Raw genomic sequence first — 22,461 nt, forward strand, 5'->3', positions numbered from 1 at the left:
TGTCGGTCAGACCGGCCAGGCTGACATGGCGATGGCGATCATCGCCGCCATCGCTGCCGGGGTGGCGCCGGCCTGCGGCAGATTCATGACGGAATGGAGTACCCCGAGATAGAACCAGGCCAGGGCGTCGGCATCGATGGTATGCGGCAGTTCGCCGTCCGCCTGCGCCTGCTGGATAATGCGCGCGAACACCTGCTGCTGCCCCGTCACGCCTTCTGTCACCAATGACTGCGCGGCGGTCGGCAGGTCGGCCTGTTCGGCGCAGCTGCGGGCCAGCATGCAGCCGGCGGGCCGCGCCGCTGCCGGTCTCTTGGGGAGAAAGTCGCGCAGCAGGGCTTCCACCCGGCTGCGCGCGCTGGCGCCGTCGATGTGGTTCATGCGCCGCAGGACCCGCTCGGTGTAGCGCGCGACAGCTTCGCGGAACAAGCCTTCCTTGTCGCCGAAGCGCTGATAAATACTGGAGCGCGACAGACCGGTGGCGCTGGTGAGATCGCTGATCGAGGCGGCGGCGTAACCGTGGCGCCAGAACACCAGCATCGCCGCCTCGATCACGGCCGCTTCGTCGTATTGGGGTTTCCCGCTCAATCTCAGCCTTTCTTGCGCGCCGCGATCCAGCGGTTGACCGCCGCGTCCAGCACGTCGAGCGGCACGGCGCCGTGCGACAGCACTTCGTTGTGGAAGGCGCGCAGGTCGAACGCCGGACCGAGCGCCGCCTCGGCGCGCGCGCGCAGTTCGCGCAGTTTCAGCTCGCCGATCTTGTAGCTCAGCGCCTGTCCCGGCACCGCGATGTAGCGTTCGACTTCCTGCACCGCCGTCACCTCGTCCTGCGGCACATTGTCGCGGAAATACGCGATCGCCTGCTCGCGCGTCCAGCCCTTGGCGTGGATGCCGGTATCGACCACCAGACGCACGCCGCGCCAGATTTCCGCCGTCAGGCGGCCGACCCATTGCCATGGATCGTCATACATGCCAATTTCCTGGCCCAGCATCTCGCTGTACAGACCCCAGCCTTCCGAGAAGGCGGTGCTGTTGCCGAAGCGGCGGAAGGCCGGCAGGCCGGTGGTTTCCTGCGCCAGGCTGCGCTCGAAGTGGTGGCCGGGGATCGCCTCGTGCAGGAAGAAGGCGTTGGTGGTGAAGCGGGTGCGCGTCTCCGGCTTGTAGGCGTTGAAGTAGAACACGCCAGGACGCGTGCCATCGACCGTGCCGCGCTGATAGGACGCCGGCGCGGCGCTGACTTCGCGGAACGCCTCGACCGGACGGATTTCGAACGGCGCCTTGGGCAGGCGCGCGAACAGCAGGTCGACCTTGGCTTCCACGCGCGGCCGCAGCGCCTCGTAGGCGGCCTGGATTTCCTCGCGCGACTTGAAGCGCAGCTCGGGCGCGGTGTTCAGATAATCGAAGAATTCCTTCAGCGTGCCCTTGAAGCCGACGCGGGTCTTGGCTTCCTCGAACTGGGCGCGGATGCGCGCCACTTCGCGCAGGCCGATGTCGTGGATCTCGGCCGGCGTCAGCTCGGTGGTGGTCGAGCGGCGTGCCAGGAAGGCATACCACTCCTGGCCGCCGGGCAGGGCGCCGATGCCGGCGGTGTCGCGGCCGGCCGGCAGATAGGTGTCGCGCATGAAGGCCAGCAGCTTGCGGTTGGCCGGCGCCAGCTGTTCGCGCACCAGCTTGCCGTAGGCTGCGCTCAGGCGTTCCTTGTCGGCGGCGCTGAAGGAGGACGGGAATTTTTTCACCGGCCCCATGTAAGTGCTGGCCGCCAGGTCGTCGGTGCCGACGCTTTCCAGCTGCGGCAGCACGCGGCGGATCAGCGCCTTGGGCATCACGATGCCTTGAGAGATGCCTTTGCGCATGTCGGCGATCATGGCATCGACCGCGGGCGCGTAGCCGGCAGCGCGCTGCAGCCAGTTGTCATAATCCTGCACGGTCTGGAATGGCTGGGCCGAGGTGCCGGAGCCGAGTTGCGCCATGGTCAGGTGCAGGCCGGAGAACTGGTCCACCGGGATCAGGTCGGTGGGGAAGCGCAGGCCGTCGAGGACCTGCTGCAGGCGGTAGCGCAGCAGGTCATAGCTGATGCGGTCTTCGGGCGGCAGCGGGGTCGGGTCGAATTCGGCGCTGCGCGCCAGGTATTTTTCCGCCAGCGCGCGGGTCTGCGCGCGCTCCTCCGCCGAGGTGACCGCGCCGAAGCGGTTGTTGTAGCGCTGGTCGCCGTTGTAAGTGGCGGCGATCGGGTTTTCGCGCAGGTAGTCTTCCCAGTAGTCCGCGTACAGCTGGTTCATCTTTTCCGGCGTGGCCGGCGTTTTCGCCTGGGCGAAGGCGGGCAGGGCCGCGCATAGCAGGGTGCACAGCAGCAGCGGGAGGGAGCGGGTCATGTATACCTTTCGTGAACGATAGCGATGAAAGGATAGCATGCCCTGCCTGCATCGATTAAGCGGGCAGATGTCGTCGAGGCAGATGGCGGCGTTACAAAATTTGCATTCCCGCTGAATGCGATGCTAGGATCGGATGACCGTGCCGGACGGCGACCAGCAAGGCGGATGTGGATGTCGAGGTGGGTACGAGCACAGAAGAATGATGGGGGACCGATGAAAGAATTCAGGTTCAATATTTTTGGAACGCTTATCGCCGTGACGGGATCGGGTGGAGCCTGGCAAGCTTATTACCTTGGGGCGGATGGAAAGCGCCGCCCAGCGGATTTTATTGTTCCCCAAGATGTTGTGGAGCACGAACTGTGTGAGTATCTCGCGGATCTCTATCATGAGAACGCAACGCCACGAAATTGCAGCGCCGTGCAATTGATGTGAGTCTGCGCTTAGCCAAAGCGGACGGGGGAAGGCAGCTGCGGCGACCAAAATCTATACTGCAAAACAAAAACGCCACCCGAAGGTGGCGTCTTTTATATTCTTGGTGGCCCGGGGCGGAATCGAACCACCGACACAAGGATTTTCAATCCTCTGCTCTACCAACTGAGCTACCAGGCCAAGGAGCAGAATTATAGCATGCCGGATCCGGATTGCAAGTAGCGATTCCAAAATTCTACAAACGCTATAATGGCCGCATGAACAAGCCCACCTCTCCCGCGGCGCTGCGCGTGATCGAAAGCGAGATTTGCATAGTTGGCAATGGCGCGATTGCCAAGACCGCCGCGCTGGGCCTGGCCCAGGCCGGCCTGAGCGTGACCCTGCTCGGTCCGCCGGCGTCGCCGCCCCGGCCCGCGGACGCCGATGCCGGGTGGGACGCGCGCGTGTACGCGCTGAATCACACGGCGCACAATCTGCTGTCTTCTCTTAAAGTGTGGGATGCGCTGGATCACGGCCGCGTGGCGCCGGTCGACGCCATGATCGTGCACGGCGACGGCCCGCATGCCGGCGGCCTGGCCTTCGACGCCTACGGTGCCCGCGCCGGTACGCTGGCCTGGATACTGGAAGACCGCAACCTGAACCAGGCGCTGGACGCCGCGCTGCGCTTCGCCCAGAACGTGACCATGACGACCGGCCGCGCCATCGGCCTGGTGCGCGACGCCGACAGCGCCACCGTCACGCTGGACGACGGCGCCCGCATCAAGGCCGGCCTGGTGGTCGGCGCGGACGGCGCCCAGTCCTGGGTGCGCGGCCAGTGCGACATCGGCCTTGATTACCGCAGCTATGCGCAGCGCGCCGTGGTCGCCAACTTCGCCTGCGAGAAGCCGCATCACGGCGCGGCCTATCAATGGTTCACCGGTACCGAGGGCATCGTCGCGCTGCTGCCGCTGCCGGGCAATCAGGTGTCGCTGGTGTGGTCGGCGCCCGAGCAGCTGGCGGACACGCTGCGCGCCGGCTCGGCGCAGCAGATCGCCGAGCGGCTGGCCGTCTTCGCGCACGAGAAGCTGGGCGCGCTGACGCCGCTGCAGCCGGAGCTGGTGCGCGATTTCCCGCTGCGGCTGATGCGTCCGCACGCGATGACCTCGCCGCGCGTGGCGCTGATCGGCGACGCCGCCCACGTGGTGCATCCGCTGGCCGGCCATGGCATGAATCTGGGCTTCGCCGACGTGGCGCAGCTGATGAAGATATTGTCCGAGCGCGAACCGCAGCGCGGCGTCGGCGACGCGCGCGTGCTGGCCCGCTACGAGCGCGCGCGCAAGGAAGATGTGCTGTTGATGCAGTTGACCACCGACGGTCTGGCGCGCCTGTTCGAGGTGGATGTGGAGCCGCTGCGCGCGGTTCGTAATTTGGGATTAAACTTGTTGGATAAATTACCTGTGCTGAAGCGCCGCCTGATCTCCCACGCGATGGGCAAGTGAGCCAGCATTTACCGGAGAAGTCATGAGAAAGACCAAGCTCGCCCTGTTGTCGCTGTCCGTGCTGATGGCATCCTGCGTGGGCGCAGAAACGCCGCCATCGACGGAGGCCATCAAGAAGCTGATCGAGCCGCGCCTGGGCACCAACGTCAAAGTCGATTCGATCACGCAGACGCCCTACAGCGGCCTGTATGAAGTGCGCATCGGCAGCGACATCCTGTACACCGACAAGACCGCCACCTATCTGATCAATGGCCATATCTTCAACCTTACCACCGGCGCCGACCTGACCCGCGAACGCATCGACGATATCACCAAGATCAAGTTCTCCGATCTGCCTCTCGACAAGGCGATCAAGACCGTCAAGGGCGACGGCTCGCGCGTGATCGCGGTGTTCGAAGATCCGAACTGCGGCTACTGCAAGCGCCTGCGCCAGACCACGCTGAAGCAGACCGACAATGTCACCATCTACACCTTCCTGTACAACATCCTGTCCGACGACTCCTTCGTCAAATCGAAGAACGTCTGGTGTTCGGCCGACCGCAGCAAGGCCTGGGATGACTGGATGGTGAGCGGCAAGGCGGCGGCGGTGGCGCCGGCCGGCTGCGAAGCCCCGAACGATGAAGTGCTGGCGCTGGGCCACAAGCTGGGCATCTCCGGCACGCCGGCCATCTTCTTCGCCGATGGTTCCCGCATCCCGGGCGCCATCGATGCAAAAACGCTGGAAGAAAAACTCAAGAAAGTGAAGCAGTAACCGTCTAACACTGGGACAGGAGACCACCCTTGATTAATTTGAACATCAACGGCAAAGACGTGCAGGTCGATGCCGATCCTTCGACGCCTATCCTGTGGGCGTTGCGCGATAACCTGAACATGACCGGCACCAAGTTCGGTTGCGGCGCCGCCCTGTGCGGCGCCTGCACCGTGCACCTGGCCGGCGAAGCGATCCGCTCGTGCGTGACGCCGATTTCGGCCGCCGTCGGCCAGAAGATCACCACCATCGAGGCGATGGAGGCCGACAAGGTCGGCAAGGCCGTGCAGGATGCCTGGGTCAAGATCGACGTGCCGCAGTGCGGCTACTGTCAGAGCGGCCAGATCATGAGCGCCACCGCGCTGCTGCGCAAGAACAAGAATCCGTCCGATGCCGACATCGATAACGCCATGAGCGGAAATATCTGCCGCTGTGGCACCTATCAGCGCATCCGCTCGGCCATCAAAGACGCCGCCAAAGCGATTGCCTGAGGAGGAACGGACCATGCGTATCGAATGGATCAATCAGGATGCGGTGGCCGCCGCGCCGGCGGCGGGCATGTCGCGCCGCGGCTTCATGAAGGCATCGGCGGTCGCTGGCGGCGGCCTGGTATTGGGCTTCTTCATGCCGGGCGCGGGCCGCTGGGCCAATGCGCAGCAGGCGCCGGCCAAGGTCTACGAGCCAAACGCCTTCCTGCACATCGCGCCGGACAACAGCGTGACCGTGCAGGTCAACCGCCTGGAGTTCGGCCAGGGCGTGCAGACGTCGCTGCCGATGCTGATCGCGGAAGAACTGGAGGCCGACTGGTCGCAGGTGCATGGCGCGCTGGCGCCGGCCGGCGATCAATATAAGGATCCGGCATTCGGCATCCAGATCACCGGCGGCTCGGGCAGTATCGCCCACTCGTTCATCCAGTATCGCGAGATCGGCGCCAAGGCGCGCGCGATGCTGATCGCGGCGGCGGCCGAGCAGTGGAAGGTGGCGCCGGAGCAGATCAAGACCGTCAAGGGTACGCTGATCGGCCCCGCGGGCCAGAAGGCGACCTACGGCGCCATGGCAGATGCGGCCATGAAGCAGCCGGTGCCGGCGACGATCAAGCTGAAGGACCCGAAAGACTTCACCATCATCGGCAAGCCGACCAAGCGCCTGGACGCGCGGTTGAAGTCCACCGGCAAGCAGCAGTTCGGCATGGATTTCAAGGCACCCGACAGCAAGGTCGCCGTGGTGGCGCGTCCGCCGGTGTTCGGCGCCAAGGTTGCCAGGTTCGACGCCAGCAAGGCCAAGGCCATCAAGGGTGTGATCGAGGTGCTGGAGGTGAAGACCGACCGTGGCGGCAGCGGCGTTGTTGTAATCGCCGACGGCTACTGGCAGGCCAAGACCGGCCGCGATGCGCTGGCGATCGAGTGGGACACCAGCGGCGTGGAAAAAGTCAGCAGCGACAAGCAGCTGGCCGAGTACAAGGCGCTGGCGCAGAAGGCCGGCACGCCGGTACGCACCGCCGACACCTCCAAGCTGGCTGGCGCGGCGAAGAAGATCTCGGCCGTGTATGAATTCCCGTATCTGGCGCACGCGCCGATGGAGCCGCTGAACTGCGTGGTCGATCTGCGCACGGATGGCTGCACGGTGTGGGCCGGTTCGCAGTTCCAGACCGTGGACCAGGGCGCGATCGCCGCCACCGCCGGTCTGAAGCCGGAGCAGGTGGTGCTGAACACCATGATGGCGGGCGGTGGCTTCGGCCGCCGCGCGGTGCCGACTTCCGATTATCTGGTGGAAGCGGTGAACGTCGCCAAGGTCTGGCAGGCCGCCGGCCACAAGCAACCGATCAAGATGATCTGGAGCCGTGAGGACGACATCAAGGGCGGCTACTATCGTCCGTCGCACGTGCACCGTGCCGATATCGGCGTCGATGCCAAGGGCGAGATCGTGGCCTGGGATCACGTCATCGTCGGCCAGTCGATCACCAGCGGCACGCCGTTCGAAGGCATGATGGTCAAGAACGGCGTCGATGCGACCATGATCGAAGGCATGGGCGAACCGTATGAAGTGCCGCTGAACCTGAGCGCGCACACGGTCAAGGCCAATGTGCCGGTGCTGTGGTGGCGATCGGTCGGCTCGACCCATACCGCGTTTGTGATGGAAACGCTGATCGACGAAGCGGCAACCATCGCCAGGATGGACCCGGTGGCCTACCGCAAAAAGATCATGGGCGAGAAGGGCAAGCGTCACGTCGCCGCGCTGGACCTGGCGGTAGCCAAGTCGGGCTACGGCAAGAAGGCGCTGCCGAAAGGCCAGGCTTACGGCGTGGCGGTGCACGAGTCGTTCAACACCGTGATCGCCTACGTGGTGGTGGCATCCATCAAGGACGGCGCACCGAAGCTGCATTCGGTGACGGCGGGCGTCCATTGCAACACGGCCGTCAATCCGCTGACCATCGAAGCGCAGATCCAGGGCGCGGCGCTGATGGGCCTCGGCATGACCCTGCCGGGCGCCGCGATCACGTTGAAGGACGGTGTGGTCGAGCAGCAGAACTTCAGCGACTATGTGGTGGCGCGCATGACCGACATGCCGAAGATCGATGTGCACATGGTGCCGTCAAACGATCCGCCTACCGGCATGGGCGAACCGGGCCTGCCGCCGCTGGCGCCGGCCTTCGCCAACGCCCTGTTCAAGTTGACCGGCAAGCGCCTGCGCAAGCTGCCGTTCGACCTGACCAGCGCCTGAGCCGGATGGCCCTGACAGGCATCCTGCTCGCAGCCGGACGCGGTCGACGCTTCGACCCGTCCGGCGTTCAAAACAAACTGCTGCAGACGGTGGACGGCGGCGATGCCGTCGTCGTCGCCAGCGCCAGGAACATGCTGGCTGCGCTGCCGCGCGTGCTGGCCGTGGTCCGTCCGGGCGACGACAAGGTGGCCGCGCTGCTGGGCGCACTCGGATGCGAAGTGCGCGTCTGCCCCGACGCCGATCTGGGCATGGCCGAATCGCTGATCACGGCAATCGATTATTCCAGACAGGCGGAAGGCTGGGTGATCGCGCTCGGCGACATGCCTTACGTAAGTCCCAGGACCATTCTCGCCCTTGCCGCTACAATAGAGCAGGGCGCGCATATCGCGGCGCCCATGTACGAGGGACGGCGCGGCAATCCCGTGGCCTTCAGCCCTTACCATCTGCCGCTGCTGCTGGCGCTGGAAGGCGACCAGGGCGCGCGCGCGATTTTGAAAAGTCACCCCGTGCGCGAAGTGGTGGTCGACGATGCCGGCGTGGTGCGCGACATCGACACGCCGGGCGACCTGTAGACAGGACTTGAGATGAAAAAACCGAATAAAAACCAGCCGGCGATCGCCTACACCATCGTTGCTCACGACCTGGCCGCGCACCTGTTCCACGTGTCGGTCACGGTGGCGGCGCCGGCCGAGGGCGGCCAGATCTTCGCGCTGCCGGCCTGGATCCCGGGCAGCTACATGATCCGCGAGTTTTCGCGCAATATCGTGCGCATCCGCGCCGAGTCGCGCGGCGAGCCGGTCGAGCTGACCAAGCTGGATAAGCACTCCTGGCAGGCGGCCGCGCTGAAGGATCATGCGGCGCCGCTGACTGTGCATTACGAGGTGTACGCCTGGGATTTGTCGGTGCGCGCCGCGCATCTGGACCAGAATCACGGTTTTTACAACGGCACCAGCGTCTTCCTGCGCGTGCTGGGACAGGAAGAACAGCCGCACGTGGTCGATATCCAGCGTCCGGCGGACCCGGTGGCGGCCACCTGGCGCGTCGCCACCTCGTTGCCTGAGCTCAAGGCGAAACGTTATGGTTTTGGCACGTATATCGCGTCCAACTACGATGAACTGATCGACCACCCGGTGGAGCAGGGCGATTTTGCGCTGGCCACGTTCAAGGCCTACGGTGTGCCGCACGACATCGTGATTACCGGTCGCGTGCCCAACCTCGACCTGGCGCGTCTGAGCGCCGATCTGAAAAAGATCTGCGAAACGCAGATTGCCTTCTTCGAGCCCAAGGCGCGCAAGGCGCCGATGGACCGCTATGTGTTCATGACCATGGCGGTGGGCGACGGCTACGGTGGCCTGGAACATCGCGCCTCGACCGCGCTGATCTGCGCCCGCGCCGATCTGCCGACCACCGCCGCCAAGAGCAAGGAAATCAGCGACGGTTATCTGCAATATCTCGGCTTATGCAGCCATGAGTATTTCCATACCTGGAATGTCAAGCGCATCAAGCCGGCGGCATTTGCACCATATAATCTGCAGGTTGAAAATTATTCTCCGCTGTTATGGCTGTTCGAGGGCTTTACCAGTTATTACGATGATTTAATGCTGGTGCGTGCCGGCATTATTGCCGAGCCGGCGTATTTCAAACTGCTGGCTAAAACCATCGGCAGCGTGTTGCGTGGTTCCGGGCGCACCAAGCAAAGCGTGGCTGATTCCAGTTTCGACGCCTGGGGTAAATATTATCGCCAGGATGAGAATGCGCCCAATGCCATCATCAGTTATTACACCAAAGGATCTTTGATTGGTCTGGCGCTGGATTTGAGCATACGCGCTAAAACCGGCGGGAAAAGATCGTTGGATGACGTGATGCAGGCTTTGTGGCAACGTTATGGCCGCGATTTTTATACCGGCGGCGGACACGGTGTAACACCGGCGGAAGCGGAAGCGCTGTTTGATGAAATCAGCGGTGGCCGTTTTAAGCCTTTCTTCGATAAATATGTCCGGGGTACGGAAGATTTACCGCTGGCGAAATTGCTGGCGCCATTCGGCGTTAAATATATCGATGAGCGCAAATCGGCCAAGCCGAGTTTGGACGTGAACCTTGGTCGGGATGGAAATGACTGCAAATTGTCGGCGGTCCATGAAAATGGCGCCGCGCATCTGGCCGGCATGTCGGCCGGGGATATTCTGATTGCGGTTGATGGTCTGCGCGTCACCGCGACCAATCTCGATAATCTGCTGGCGCGCTACGCGGTCGGCGAAACGGTGCAGGTGCATGCCTTCCGCCGCGACGAATTAATGAGCTTCGACCTCACCCTGCAGGGCGAACGCGTGCCTGGGATTACCCTGTCGCTCGACGCCAGCGGCAAAAAATCCGGCCCCTTGCGACCCAGCGCCGCCCGCTGATTTTTTGCCTCCCAGGTCCGCGCCCGGCCGGCGCGGCCTTTTTTTGCCCTAGTTATGCCAAATCCTGGCATGTTGACGCCAACTTCCGGCATGTAGCCGACGTAAATCCCCATTGGCAGGGCGAGTGGTTTAGAATCGCCGCACATGATCTCGCTCGACCCGAACACCATGATGGTGATGGCGACGCTGATGGCAGGCGCCATGAGCGTGGTGCTCTATTCCGCCCATTTGAACTTTCCCAAAGAAATAAAAGGATTGCGGGATTGGGCGGCGGCTTTGGTATTGCTCGTGGCCGGCGTGGGTATTTTTGCTTTGCATGGCAACTCGAATATTCTGCTGCTGGCCGCCAATGTCGTAATGACCTGGGGATTGGGGCTGATGCTGATCGGCACCGAGAAATTTTACCGATTGCGACCATCGTGGCGCTTATTTCATATCACCTGGTTATGCATCGTCATCGGCTTGGCATATTGGTTGTGGATTAAGCCGAGTTTTGCCACGCGCGTGGCGATTTCTTCAGTGCTGGTATTCATCCTGCACGCGCGCGCCATTTATATCATATGTAAAAACGGCGAACGTCATTTTTCAACCGGATTTTTCGGCAGCCTGATGTTGATCGAATCGCTGTTAGTCATAACGCGCGGTATATTGGCGTTAAGCAGTGACGCCGATGTCAATTTGATGGGAGCCGGCAGGTTTGCCAGTTTATATCTGGCTGCCGCACAGTTCATGACATTAATGATGACCGTGGGATTCATGACAGTCTGCACACGCCGTCTGCAAATACTGCTGGAGCGTCGTTCGACGCTGGATCCGTTAACCCAGATATTAAATCGTCGCGGCTTCGCCGAGATTTATGCGAAAGAACACGCCATGATGCGCCGACAAGGCAGTACCATGACGCTATTGAATATCGACGTAGACCACTTTAAAAAGATCAACGACACATACGGCCACGCCGGAGGCGACCAAGTATTAATCGGAGTCGCCGATACCATCGCCAAGGCCGTGAGAATATCGGATCACGTGGCCCGTTTTGGCGGCGAAGAATTTTTGGTGTTATTACCGGATACCGGGCTGGCGCCGGCCCTGCAGATCACCGAGCGTATCCAGACCGCCATGCGCAAGCCGCGTCCCGGCCGTCCCGGCTGCACGGTCAGCATGGGCGTCGCCTGCCAGACCGACCCCGACGAAAGCCTGGACCGCCTGCTGATCCGCGCCGACCAGGCCATGTATTGCGCCAAACAAAACGGCCGCAACCGCTACGAAATCGCCCCTCAGTCGGGGTCAGAGCCGACATTCGGACATTCGATCGAACGCGATGCAATGTCCGAATGTCGGCTCTGACCCCGAATCTTGAGCTCGGTTCAGGCGAACAGGCGGGCCAGTTCGGCACCGGGGTCGGGGGCGCGCATGAAGGCTTCGCCGACCAGGAAGGCGTGGACGTTGGCGGCGCGCATGCGCTGGACGTCGGCCTGGTCGAGGATGCCCGATTCGGTGATCACCAGTTTGTCGTCCGGGATGCGGTCCAGAAGGCCCAGGGTGTTGTCCAGCGAGACTTCGAACGTCCGCAGGTTGCGGTTGTTGATGCCCAGCAGGGAGGTCTTCAACTTGAGCGCGGCGGTCAGTTCGTCACCATCGTGGGTTTCGACCAGGACGCCCATGCCCAGTTCGTGCGCGACGGCTTCCATTTCCGCCATCAGGCCGTGGTCCAGCGCGGAGACGATGAGCAAAATCGCATCGGCGCCCATCGCGCGCGCTTCGTAGATCTGGTAGATGTCGACCATGAAGTCTTTGCGCAGCACCGGTAGCGAGCAGATGCCGCGCGCCTGCTGCAGATACGCCACCGAGCCCTGGAAGAACTGCTCGTCGGTCAGCACCGACAGGCAGGCGGCGCCATGTGCTTCATACGTGGCGGCGATCCTGGCCGGCTGGAAGTCGGCGCGCAGCACGCCTTTCGATGGCGACGCTTTCTTGATTTCGCTGATGATGCCGGCCTTGCCGGCGGCGATTTTGCCGCGCAGGCTGGCCTCGAAGCCGCGCAGGTTGGCGCGCAGTTCGGCGTTGGATTCGACTTCGTCGCGCAGGCTGGTGAAGCTGCGGTACTTTTTGGCCGCCGCCACTTCTTCGGCTTTGACCGCGAGGATTTTGTTGAGTATGTCAGACATTAATGTTGCTCCGAGAGGGCGAGGCGCATGCCGAGGGCCAGAAACAGCCCGCCCATGGTGCGGTTCAGCCACAGCGACACCACCGGCTTGATGTTCAGCCGCGCGCTGGCAAAGGCGGTGAACGCGACCAGCGCATGGCAGTACAGCATGCCGTTGATGTTGAAGATGCAGCCAAGGATGATGAAGGCCAGCGGCTTGTTGCCGGAATCCGCCGCAATAAACTGCGGCACGAACGCCAGGAAGAACAAGGCCACCTTGGGATTCAGCGCATTGCTCAGAAAGCCCTGGAAAAAGATGGTGCGCCAGGCTAGCGGCTTTGCGGCACGTCCAGCGCGCGCCGCCATCGCCGATGGCGTCGTGTCGTCACCTGCGTTGCGCAGTTTCGCGTGCAGCATGCCGATGCCCATGTAGACGATGTAGGCCGCGCCTATCCATTTGACCACGGTGAAGGCCGCGGCGGAAGTCGACAGCACCGCCGACAAGCCCAGCGCCGCGGCCAGCACGTGGACCATGGTGCCCAGCCCGATGCCGAGCGTCGCGGCAGAGCCGGCGCGCCAGCCCTGCATGGCGGTGCGGGTCATGATCAGCAGGTTGTCCGGTCCGGGCATGAGGTTCAGCAGCAGGCCCGAGATGATGAACAGCGTCAGGTCATGGATGCCGAACATGTTCAGTTGCTCCGGCCCAGGGTTTGCGTAACTTCGACGAACTGGTCGATCTTGCGCCGCGCCGCGCCGGAGGTGATGGCTTCGCGCGCGCGCTGCAAGCCATCTTCGATCGAGCCGGCCACGCCGGCCGCGTACAGCGCGGTGGCGGCATTCAGCGCGACGATGTCGTAGGCCGCGCCAGGTTCGCCGCCCAGCGCTTCCATCATGCGCGCTTTCGATTCGGCGGCGTCGGCGACGCGCAGGTTGCGGCTGGCGATCATCGACATGCCGAAATCCTCCGGGTGGATTTCGTATTCGCGGATTTCGCCGTTGACCAGTTCACCGACCATGGTCGAGGCGCCAAGCGACACTTCATCCATATTGTCTTTGCCGTACACCACGATGGCGTGCTGGGCGCCGAGGCGTTGCAGCACGCGCACCTGGATGCCGACCAGATCGGCGTGGAATACGCCCATCAGGATGTTCGGCGCCCCGGCCGGATTGGTCAGCGGTCCCAGGATGTTGAAGATGGAGCGTACGCCCAGTTCCTTGCGTACCGGCGCCACGTGCTTCATGGCGGCGTGGTGGTTGGGCGCGAACATGAAGCCGATGCCGGTCTGCGCGATCGATTGCGCGATCTGTTCCGGTTTCAGGTTGATGTTGGCGCCCAGCGATTCGATCACGTCGGCGCTGCCGGACGAGGAAGACACGCTGCGGCCACCGTGCTTGGCCACGCGCGCGCCGGCGGCGGCGGCCACGAACATGGCGGTGGTGGAGATGTTGAAGGTGTGTGCGCCGTCGCCGCCGGTGCCGACGATGTCGAGCAGGCCGGTGGTGTCGGCCATCGGCACCTTGGTGGAAAACTCGCGCATGACCTGCGCGGCGGCGGCGATTTCGCCGATGGTTTCCTTTTTCACGCGCAGGCCCATGGTCAGGGCGGCGACCATGACGGGCGACATTTCGCCGGACATGATCTGGCGGAACAGGTGCAGCATCTCGTCGTGGAAAATCTCGCGGTGTTCGATGCAGCGCACCAGCGCTTCTTGATGGGTGATGGGCATGGCTATTCCTTCTTTAATCAGCGGACGAGGAAGTTCTTCAACAGTGCGTGGCCGTGTTCGGACAGGATGGACTCGGGGTGGAACTGCACACCCTCGATGTCGTATTCCTTGTGCCGCACGCCCATGATTTCACCGTCGTCGGTCCATGCCGTCACTTCCAGGCAGGATGGCAGCGAGCTGCGCTCGATGGCCAGCGAGTGATATCGGATCACCGTGAAGGGGGAGGGCAGGTTTTTGAAAACGCCCTCGCCCGTATGCGCGATTAAAGAAGTTTTGCCATGCATGACCTGCTTGGCGCGTATGACCTTGCCGCCGAAGGCTTCGCCAATGGCCTGGTGGCCAAGGCAGACGCCCAGGATCGGCTTCTTGCCGGCGAAGTGCCGCAGCACTTCGATCGAGATGCCCGCCTGCGCGGGATCCTTGGGGCCGGGAGAAATGCAGATGTGGTCCGGGTTCAGCGCCTCGATTTCCGCGATGGTGATTTCATCGTTGCGGTAGACGCGCACGTCTTCACCCAGTTCGCCGAAATATTGCACGATGTTGTAGGTGAAGGAGTCGTAATTGTCGATCATCAGCAGCATGTTAGAACTCCCCATCCAGACCATCTTGCACTTGCTCGGCGGCGCGCAGCACGGCGCGCGCCTTGTTTTCGGTTTCCTGCCATTCCATCTCGGCGATGGAGTCGGCGACGATGCCGGCGGCGGCCTGCACGTACAGGTTGCCGTCCTTGATCACGCCGGTGCGGATCGCGATCGCCACGTCCATCTCGCCGCCGAACGACAGGTAGCCGCAGGCGCCGCCATAAATTCCGCGCTTGCTGATTTCCAGTTCGTCGATGATTTCCATCGCGCGCACCTTCGGCGCGCCGGTCAGGGTGCCGGCCGGGAAGGTGGCGCGCAGCACGTCCAGGTTGGACATGCCGTCTTTCAGCTTGCCCTCGACGTTGGAGACGATGTGCTGCACGTGCGAGTATTTTTCGATGATCAGGCGGTCGGTCACCTTGACGCTGCCGATTTCGGAGATGCGGCCCAGGTCATTGCGCGCCAGGTCGATCAGCATCACGTGTTCGGCGATCTCTTTCGGATCGGCCAGCAGTTCTTTCGCCAGTTCGGCGTCGCGCTCCGGCGTGGCGCCGCGCGGACGGGTGCCGGCGATCGGGCGCAGCGTGACTTTTTTCTCGCCGTCCGGCGCGGTCTCGTTACGTACCAAAATCTCCGGCGAGGCGCCGACGATCTGCATGTCGCCGAAATTGTAGAAGTACATGTACGGCGACGGGTTCAGCGAACGCAGCGCACGGTACAGGCTCAGAGGCGAATCGACGTAGGGCTTGCGGATGCGCTGGCCGATCTGCACCTGCATCAGGTCACCGGCCAGCACGTATTCGTGGGCGCGCGCCACCGCTTGCAAATAATCTTCTTTCGGGAACTCGCGTACCGCTTCGGTGCGCACCGAGGCGGTGGTGACCGGCGCTTCGACGCCACGGCGCAGCATCATGCGCAAGTCCTTCAGGCGCTGGCGCGCTTTCGAATACGATTCCGGCTGCGAGGTGTCGGCGTAGACGATCAGATACAGCTTGCCGCTCAGGTTATCGATGACGGCCAGTTCCTCGGTCACCATCAGCTGGATGTCGGGCAGGCCCAGATCATCTTTCGGCTGGCTGTGCGCCAGCGTTTTCTCGATGTGGCGCACGGTGTCGTAGCCGAAGTAGCCGGCCAGGCCGCCGCAGAAGCGCGGCATGCCGGGACGGATCGCCACCTTGAAGCGCTGCTGGTAGCTCTCGATGAAGTCCAGCGGATTGCCTTCATGGGTTTCGATCACCGTGCCGTTTTTGACGATCTCGGTGCGGTTGCCGACGGTGCGCAGCAGCGTGCTGGCCGGCAGGCCGATGAAGGAGTAGCGGCCGAAACGCTCGCCGCCCACCACCGACTCCAGCAGGAAAGTGTTCTTGCCGGCGTTCTGGGTCTGGGCCAGTTTCAGGTACAGCGACAGCGGGGTTTCGAGATCGGCGAAGGCTTCCGCGATCAGGGGAATACGGTTGTAGCCATCCGTGGCCAACGATTTGAATTCGAGTTCGGTCATGTGTGCTCTCCGTGCCGCCGGGTCAGCAGGTGGTCCGGCGGTGGTGGTTCAAAAAACCTGTCGCGCGCAAGCGGGCGGACGACAGCAATCGGTTCGGCTTAGTTATGCCAGGATTGCCAGCGTCGCCACAGCCAGGCCTCAATCGAGCCTGGTTGGTTGACGATGTGTTTTTTGGTGAGAGACGACATGTTGGTCAGTGTTCAGCGCTTGGTGTGATGTGAACGAATCAGGCTAGCCGCTTCTAGCAGCGTGCCTACTATACCATCGGAATCGGTTTCGTGTATAGATTCTCCGTGGTTATAACCATATGGCACGGTCAGCACCGGACAACCGGCCGCGCGCGCGGCCTGGGCGTCGTTCGACGAGTCGCCGATCGCCACCACCTGGGCCGGCGCCAGGCCGAAGTCGGCGCACACGGTCTGCAGCGGCAGCGGGTCGGGCTTCTTGCGCGGCAGCGAGTCGCCGCCGTAGACCACCTCGAAGAACTGGTCCAGTCCTTTCAGCTTCAGCAGCGGAGTGGTGAAGCTGATCGGCTTGTTGGTGACGCAGGCCAGGCGCAGGCCGGCGGCCCGCATCGCCGCCAGGCCCTGCGTCACTTCGGGGAACAGGGTGCTGTGCTGGCCGTTGATGCTCAGGTAGTGGCGCTGGTAGGACTGCATCGCCGGCTCGAAGGCGGCTTCCACGCGGTCGGCGTCCCAGTCCAGTGCCAGTACCGAGCGGATCAGGTTTTCCGAGCCCTTGCCCACCATCAGGGCGATCTGCGCCTGGGTGATGGGCGCCAGGCCCAGTTCCGCACGCATGCCGTTGATCGCGACGTGGAAGTCGGGGATCGTGTCCAGCATGGTGCCGTCGAGGTCGATGATTGCGGCGCGCACGCCAGCCAGCACGCTCATCGGCTTAGACCTTGGCCAGGTTGGCGCGCATGGCGTCGATCACGGCCTTGTAGTCGGGCTGGCCGAAGATGGCCGAACCGGCGACAAAGGTGTCGGCGCCGGCGGCGGCGGCGGCGGCGATGTTGTCGATCTTGATGCCGCCGTCCACTTCCAGCAGGATGTCGCGGCCGGATTCGTCGATCAGGCGGCGCGCCTCGGCGATTTTCTTCAGCGCCTGCGGGATGAAGGACTGGCCGCCGAAGCCGGGATTGACCGACATGATCAGGATCATGTCGATCTTGTCCATCACATGCTCCAGGTAGCTCAGCGGGGTGGCCGGGTTGAACACCAGGCCGGCCTTGCAGCCGTGGTCGCGGATCAGCTGCAGCGAGCGGTCGATGTGCTCGGAGGCTTCCGGATGGAAGGTGATGATGTTGGCGCCGGCCTTGGCGAAGTCGGGGATGATGCGGTCCACCGGCTTGACCATCAGGTGCACGTCGATCGGCACATCCACGTGGGGACGGATCGCCTGGCACACCAGCGGGCCGATGGTCAGGTTAGGAACATAATGGTTGTCCATCACGTCAAAGTGGATGATGTCGGCGCCGGCGCTGACGACGTTGCGGACTTCTTCGCCCAGGCGGGCGAAATCGGCGGACAGGATGCTGGGAGCGATGCGGAAAGTGGTCATGACGGTGGGCTTGCAATAAAAAAGATGCGTTATTTTACGCTGGTCTGCCCGCTTGCGGCCGGTTTCAGCCGCGTCCTCCTTGCCAGCGTGGCGGATTTGCGGTGCAATGGATGTCTGACGATATACAATCGCCAACCTTGCCATCCCGGTTGAGTTTTCATTAAGTCTTGAGGAACCTGATGTCCAATTACGAATTTACTGTGTCGGTCAGAACCCAGTACCTGCCGGAGCAGTCCGACCCCGAGCGCACCAATTTCGTGTTCACCTACTCGATCACCATCAAGAATGTCGGCAAGGTGGCGGCGCAGCTGATCTCGCGCCATTGGATCATCACGGACGCCAACAACCATGTCGAGGAAGTGCGCGGGCTGGGCGTGGTCGGCCATCAGCCGCTGCTGCAGCCGGGCGAGCAGTTCGAATACACCAGCGGCGCCGCGCTGCAGACGCCGCAGGGCTCCATGGTCGGCGAATACTTCTGCGTGGCCGAGGACGGCCACCAGTTCGAAGTCAAGATTCCGGAATTCGTGCTGTCGCTGCCGCGCACGCTGCACTGATCACTTCTTGCCGCGCATCGTCCACCAGACGATGAATACCAGCAGGAAGAAGGCCACGCACGCTTCTATCATCAATACCCACATAGTCATTCCTTTATGTTTTTTACACGCCGTAGTCTAACCTTTTCGCTGAGCGCGGTGGCGCTGGCCGCCTGTACTTCCACACCGCTGCCGCCCGAGCGCGGCGCGCAGCCGCCGGTGCCGCCGACGCCGCCGGTGCAGCCCGCGCCGCCCGTCCCGCCGGCCGAGCCGCCCAAGCCGACCGCGATGCAGATGGTGCCTACCACCTTCGCCGCGCTGCCTGGCTGGGACAAGGATGACCTGCGCGCGGCCTGGCCAGCGTTCAGTTCGTCGTGCTCGGTGCTGGTCAAGCAGGCCAGCTGGAAAGAGCCGTGCACCATCGCCCGCGGCGTCAACGGCAATGACGAGCAGGCCATCCGTACCTTCTTCGAGACTTTCCTGGAACCGAACCAGGTGATCGCACCGGACGGTGCCGCCGATGGTCTGGTCACCGGCTATTATGAACCGCTGCTGCACGGCGCGCGCAAGAAGGGCGGTCCGTATCAGACGCCGCTGTATAAAGTGCCGGACGATATGCTGACCATCGACCTGGCCAGCGTCTATCCCGAGCTGAAAGGCATGCGCCTGCGCGGCAAGGTGGTCGGCAAGAAGGTGGTGCCGTACGCCACCCGCGCCGATATCGAAGCGGCCAGTTACAGCGGCAAGGAACTGCTGTGGGTGGATGATCCGGTGGAGTCGTTCTTCCTGCAGGTGCAGGGCTCGGGCCGCGTGCTGCTCAGCGATACCGGCGAAACCGTGCGCGTGGCGTATGCCGACCAGAACGGCCATCCGTACAAGTCGATCGGCAAATACCTGGTGGAGAAGGGCGAGCTGACGCTGGAGCAGGCGTCGGCGCAGGGCATCAAGTCCTGGATTGCCGGCCATCCCACGCGTATGCAGGAGCTGTTCAATGTGAATCCCAGCTATGTGTTCTTCAAGGAGGAACGGCTGCCGGATCCGAAAGTCGGGCCGAAAGGCGCGCTGGGGGTGCCGTTGACGCCGCAGCGCTCGGTGGCGATCGATGCCTCGCAGCTGCCGCTGGGGGCGCCGGTGTTTCTGTCGACTACCCAGCCGAACAGCGATATTCCGCTGCAGCGGCTGGTGATGGCCCAGGATACGGGCGGCGCGATTCGCGGCGCGATCCGGGTCGATTACTTCTTCGGCTTCGGGGCGGAGGCGGCCGAGAATGCCGGCCGCATGAAGCAGCGCGGCAAGGTCTGGGTGCTGCTGCCGAAGAAGTTTTAACGCAGGATCAGCAGGGGCAGTTCGGTATGGGTCAGCACGCGCTGCGTTTCGCTGCCCATGAACAGTTTGCTCAGGCCCGTGCGTCCGTGCGATGCCATCGCGATCAGGTCGCAACCGTATTTTTTGGCGGCGTCGACGATTTCCTCATAGGGGTTGGCCGACATCGCCACAAACCCCTCGAACGGGACGCCCGCCGCGCTGGCGGCGCCGGCCACATTGTCGATGTGCTGGCGGGCGGCCGCCTGCATTTGCACTTCATACTGGCCGTCGTCGAGCACGGCGCCGCCGTCACCCAGTGCCGGCATCAGCACCGGTTGAATGACGGTGACCGAAATGAGGCGCGCCTGGTGCAGGCGGGCGAATTCCACCACGGTGGCAGTCACTTTGTCGGACAGGTCCGATCCGTCGGTGGGAAATAAAATTGATTTGAACATGGCGTACTCCAGTCTATGAACACTGGAGTCAGCCTAACGGCTGCGCGACGTTTTTGTCGCACGATTATGAGGCGGCGGCCGCTTCGCGCGGCTGGCGCATCGACAGCATCAGCGCGGCCATCAGCGCGATGCCGCCGGCCGCCACGCAGGCCAGGCCGGCGCGCACGCTGAAATGTTGGCCCAGATAGCCGGCCGTCAGCGCCCCCAGCGGCGCCACTGCCACGGTCAGGAAGCGCATGGTGGAGACCATGCGGCCCAGGTATTCATCCGGCGTGACTTTCTGGCGCATGGTGGTGTAAGGCAGCAGGAACAGCATTACGCCGCAGTCGAGGAAGAAGGACATGGCGGCGCAGGCGATGGCGCTGGCCAAGGGATAACCGAACAGATTGGCCGGAATCAGCGGCGTGACCGCGTAGGCGAAGGCGCACAGGCTCATGCCCACCAGCATGGTGCCGGTGGGGCCGTAGCGCTGGTTCAGCGGCTTCAGCATGAGCGAACTGAGCAGGACGCCGACCCCGCCTATCATCTGCGCCACACCGAGCATGCCGGCGCTCATGCCGAGTTCGCGCGTGGCGAAGATCACATGCAGCGCGGCGAAGCCGTAGAACAGCATGTGCCAGCAGCCCGAGGCCCAGGCCAGCGTGCGCAGCAGCGGCTGACCCCAGATGAAGCGGAAGCCGTCGTGCACGTCGCGCAGCGGGTGCTTGTCGGAGCGTGGCGGCCTGGGATCGTTGGCGTCAAGGTTGCGCAGCAGGATAATGGAGACCACGAAGCCTAGCGCGTTCAGCAACACCGCGTAGGGCGCGGTCAGCCACTGGATCAGCACGCCGGCAAAGCCGGGCGCCAGCAGGCGCGAGGCGGAATCGGTGGCGGTGAACTTGGACTGGGCGTCGGTCAGCCTGTCGCGGCCGATCAGATTGGTCAGGAACACCTGCTCGGCGCCGCCGCCCACCACCGAGCAGGCGCCGCCGACGAATGAGACGGCATACATCCATTGCACCGTCAGAATGCCCAGCCACCAGGCCAGCGGGATGCTGGCCAGCGACATAGCCTGGATGGCTTTGCTCGCCAGGAGGATGGGTAGCTTGCGGTTGCGGTCCAGCAGCACGCCGGCCGGCAGGGCCAGCAGGGCGAACGGCAGGGCGGCGGCGGCGCCCATCATGCCCATCTGCGCCGGTGTCGCCTTCAGCAGCAGCACCGCGCACAGCGGCAGGGCCAGCGCGCTGATATAGCTGCCGAAGCCGTTGAGGATGGCGCTGGCCCAGTAGCGGCGGAACGCGCCGTTGCGCAGCAGGGCGTCTTGGCGGAAGGCGGTAAGAATGGGAAGCATCGTGAATGCGGGTTGCTGAATTTCAATCATACCAGCGCGGGAGTTAGGCGCTACAATCGGCCGGTAAATATTCACTCTGGAGGACCACATGCAGTATGAAGATCTGATCGTCGAAGTGCACGACAAAGTGGCGCTGATCCGTCTGAACCGTCCGAAAGCGCTGAATGCGCTGAACGACCGCATGATGAACGAGCTCGGTGATGCCTTATATAAGTTCGACGCCGATCCGGCGATTGGCTGCATCATCCTGACCGGCAGCGAAAAGGCGTTTGCCGCCGGCGCCGACATCGCCGCCATGGTGGACTATACCTATCCGGATACTTATCGCGACAATTACATCGGCCGCAACTGGGAGCATATCCTGCGCGTGCGCAAGCCGGTGATCGGCGCCGTGGCCGGCTATGCCCTCGGCGGCGGCTGCGAGCTGGCGATGATGTGCGATTTCCTGATCGCGGCGGACAGCGCCAAGTTCGGCCAGCCGGAAATCAAGGTCGGCGTGACGCCCGGCGCCGGCGGCACGCAGCGTTTGCCGCGCGCCATCGGCAAAGCCAAGGCCATGGACATGCTGCTGACCGCGCGCACCATCGACGCCGCCGAGGCGGAACGCATCGGCCTGGTGTCGCGCGTGGTGGCGGCGGACAAGCTGATCGAAGAAACGCTGACCGTGGCCAACCAGATCGCCGCGATGCCGGTGTCTGTGGCCATGCAGATCAAGGATGCCGTCAACCGCGCGTTCGAAACCACGCTGTCGGAGGGCGTGACCTACGAGCGCCGTCTGTTCCACTCGGGCTTCGGCACGCCTGCGCAAAAAGAAGGCATGCAGGCCTTCCTCGAAAAGCGCTTGCCAAACTTCGAGGGTCTTTGATATGATTCTGTCCCTCGCAAACAACGCGACGCTGACAAAGCGAAGCGAAGCAAGCGAGGGGTTGACGAGACAAACGAAATGCTTCATAATCTCGCTTCTGTGCTGATGAACAAAACGATTCGCAGCGAAAGACAAAGATCTTTAAAAATTAACAGTCGATAAGTGTGGGCATTTGGTGCTGCAACAAAAAGCATTAAATGCTCAACAAGAAATACTGTCAGTATTTTGAGTGAGCGAACCATCCGGTAAAACGGATAAAACAGAGATTAAACTAAAGAGTTTGATCCTGGCTCAGATTGAACGCTGGCGGC

Annotated in this window: 22 protein-coding genes and 1 tRNA gene; 11 read left to right on the forward strand and 12 right to left on the reverse strand. The window is 62.9% G+C overall.

What is annotated here, in order from left to right:
- Positions 1-6 precede the first annotated feature (6 nt).
- Positions 7-585, reverse strand: coding sequence for a TetR/AcrR family transcriptional regulator (locus tag E4L98_RS10835; RefSeq protein ID WP_135201574.1), 579 nt, complete (start codon positions 583-585; stop codon positions 7-9).
- A gap of 2 nt (positions 586-587) precedes the next feature.
- Positions 588-2,369: a DUF885 domain-containing protein gene (locus E4L98_RS10840; RefSeq protein WP_135201575.1), complete on the reverse strand. Its 1,782-nt coding sequence runs from the start codon at positions 2,367-2,369 to the stop codon at positions 588-590.
- 213 nt (positions 2,370-2,582) lie between these two features.
- Here E4L98_RS10840 and E4L98_RS10845 point away from each other — a divergent pair, with 213 nt between their 5' ends.
- Positions 2,583-2,801 (forward strand): DUF7661 family protein, encoded by a 219-nt coding sequence (locus E4L98_RS10845; protein ID WP_135201576.1) that lies wholly within the window; start codon positions 2,583-2,585, stop codon positions 2,799-2,801.
- A 101-nt stretch (positions 2,802-2,902) separates the two neighbouring features.
- On the opposite strand, the gene E4L98_RS10850 is transcribed toward E4L98_RS10845, so the two are convergent.
- Positions 2,903-2,978 (reverse strand) — tRNA-Phe (locus E4L98_RS10850).
- A gap of 77 nt (positions 2,979-3,055) precedes the next feature.
- Here E4L98_RS10850 and E4L98_RS10855 point away from each other — a divergent pair.
- The 7 genes from E4L98_RS10855 (at position 3,056) to E4L98_RS10885 (ending at position 11,494) form a co-directional block, all read left to right on the forward strand.
- Positions 3,056-4,276 (forward strand): UbiH/UbiF family hydroxylase, encoded by a 1,221-nt coding sequence (locus E4L98_RS10855; protein ID WP_135201577.1) that lies wholly within the window; start codon positions 3,056-3,058, stop codon positions 4,274-4,276.
- A gap of 22 nt (positions 4,277-4,298) precedes the next feature.
- Entirely contained in the window at positions 4,299-5,027 is a 729-nt protein-coding gene (locus E4L98_RS10860; protein WP_135201578.1) for a DsbC family protein, read from the forward strand.
- A gap of 29 nt (positions 5,028-5,056) precedes the next feature.
- Positions 5,057-5,515 carry a (2Fe-2S)-binding protein gene (locus tag E4L98_RS10865; protein ID WP_135201579.1) on the forward strand — a complete coding sequence of 153 codons (459 nt, stop codon included), beginning with the start codon at positions 5,057-5,059 and terminating at the stop codon, positions 5,513-5,515.
- Between the two features lie 13 nt (positions 5,516-5,528).
- Entirely contained in the window at positions 5,529-7,745 is a 2,217-nt protein-coding gene (locus E4L98_RS10870; protein WP_135201580.1) for a xanthine dehydrogenase family protein molybdopterin-binding subunit, read from the forward strand.
- 5 nt (positions 7,746-7,750) lie between these two features.
- Positions 7,751-8,317 (forward strand): nucleotidyltransferase family protein, encoded by a 567-nt coding sequence (locus E4L98_RS10875; protein WP_135201581.1) that lies wholly within the window; start codon positions 7,751-7,753, stop codon positions 8,315-8,317.
- 12 nt (positions 8,318-8,329) lie between these two features.
- Positions 8,330-10,147: a M61 family metallopeptidase gene (locus E4L98_RS10880; RefSeq protein ID WP_135201582.1), complete on the forward strand. Its 1,818-nt coding sequence runs from the start codon at positions 8,330-8,332 to the stop codon at positions 10,145-10,147.
- 144 nt (positions 10,148-10,291) lie between these two features.
- The gene (locus E4L98_RS10885; RefSeq protein ID WP_229257352.1) at positions 10,292-11,494 is read left to right on the forward strand and encodes a GGDEF domain-containing protein; all 1,203 of its coding nucleotides are present in this window, start codon (positions 10,292-10,294) and stop codon (positions 11,492-11,494) included.
- Positions 11,495-11,514: 20 nt separating this feature from the next.
- Here the strand turns inward: E4L98_RS10885 and trpC are convergent, their stop codons facing one another.
- From trpC to rpe, 7 genes are all read right to left on the reverse strand, one after another.
- The gene (gene trpC, locus E4L98_RS10890; RefSeq protein WP_135201583.1) at positions 11,515-12,315 is read right to left on the reverse strand and encodes an indole-3-glycerol phosphate synthase TrpC; all 801 of its coding nucleotides are present in this window, start codon (positions 12,313-12,315) and stop codon (positions 11,515-11,517) included.
- Positions 12,315-12,980: a LysE family translocator gene (locus tag E4L98_RS10895; RefSeq protein WP_135201584.1), complete on the reverse strand. Its 666-nt coding sequence runs from the start codon at positions 12,978-12,980 to the stop codon at positions 12,315-12,317. The genes trpC and E4L98_RS10895 overlap by 1 nt, the downstream gene beginning before the upstream one ends.
- 2 nt (positions 12,981-12,982) lie before the next feature.
- Positions 12,983-14,020, reverse strand: a complete 1,038-nt coding sequence (trpD, locus tag E4L98_RS10900; RefSeq protein WP_135201585.1) for an anthranilate phosphoribosyltransferase — start codon at positions 14,018-14,020, stop codon at positions 12,983-12,985.
- A gap of 17 nt (positions 14,021-14,037) precedes the next feature.
- Entirely contained in the window at positions 14,038-14,601 is a 564-nt protein-coding gene (locus tag E4L98_RS10905) for an anthranilate synthase component II (RefSeq protein WP_135201586.1), read from the reverse strand.
- 1 nt (position 14,602) lies between these two features.
- Positions 14,603-16,099, reverse strand: coding sequence for an anthranilate synthase component I (trpE, locus tag E4L98_RS10910; RefSeq protein WP_135201587.1), 1,497 nt, complete (start codon positions 16,097-16,099; stop codon positions 14,603-14,605).
- Positions 16,100-16,299: 200 nt separating this feature from the next.
- Positions 16,300-16,992, reverse strand: coding sequence for a phosphoglycolate phosphatase (locus E4L98_RS10915; protein ID WP_135201588.1), 693 nt, complete (start codon positions 16,990-16,992; stop codon positions 16,300-16,302).
- A 4-nt stretch (positions 16,993-16,996) separates the two neighbouring features.
- A complete protein-coding gene (gene rpe / locus E4L98_RS10920; protein ID WP_135201589.1) occupies positions 16,997-17,662 on the reverse strand; it encodes a ribulose-phosphate 3-epimerase in 666 nt (221 codons plus the stop codon).
- A 179-nt stretch (positions 17,663-17,841) separates the two neighbouring features.
- On the opposite strand from rpe, the gene apaG reads away from it, so the two are divergent.
- The gene (gene apaG / locus E4L98_RS10925) at positions 17,842-18,216 is read left to right on the forward strand and encodes a Co2+/Mg2+ efflux facilitator ApaG/CorD (protein ID WP_135201590.1); all 375 of its coding nucleotides are present in this window, start codon (positions 17,842-17,844) and stop codon (positions 18,214-18,216) included.
- A gap of 96 nt (positions 18,217-18,312) precedes the next feature.
- Positions 18,313-19,521 (forward strand): murein transglycosylase A, encoded by a 1,209-nt coding sequence (gene mltA, locus E4L98_RS10930; RefSeq protein WP_135201591.1) that lies wholly within the window; start codon positions 18,313-18,315, stop codon positions 19,519-19,521.
- Here the strand turns inward: mltA and E4L98_RS10935 are convergent.
- Positions 19,518-19,955: a universal stress protein gene (locus E4L98_RS10935; RefSeq protein ID WP_135201592.1), complete on the reverse strand. Its 438-nt coding sequence runs from the start codon at positions 19,953-19,955 to the stop codon at positions 19,518-19,520. The genes mltA and E4L98_RS10935 overlap by 4 nt on opposite strands.
- Before the next feature lie 64 nt (positions 19,956-20,019).
- Complete coding sequence (locus E4L98_RS10940) at positions 20,020-21,285, reverse strand: MFS transporter (RefSeq protein ID WP_229257353.1); 1,266 nt, start codon at positions 21,283-21,285, stop codon at positions 20,020-20,022.
- Positions 21,286-21,373: 88 nt separating this feature from the next.
- Here E4L98_RS10940 and E4L98_RS10945 point away from each other — a divergent pair, with 88 nt between their 5' ends.
- The gene (locus E4L98_RS10945) at positions 21,374-22,150 is read left to right on the forward strand and encodes an enoyl-CoA hydratase (RefSeq protein ID WP_135201593.1); all 777 of its coding nucleotides are present in this window, start codon (positions 21,374-21,376) and stop codon (positions 22,148-22,150) included.
- Positions 22,151-22,461: the final 311 nt, after the last annotated feature.

This window comes from Duganella callida, from assembly GCF_004614165.1.
GTDB lineage: Bacteria > Pseudomonadota > Gammaproteobacteria > Burkholderiales > Burkholderiaceae_D > Rugamonas > Rugamonas callida.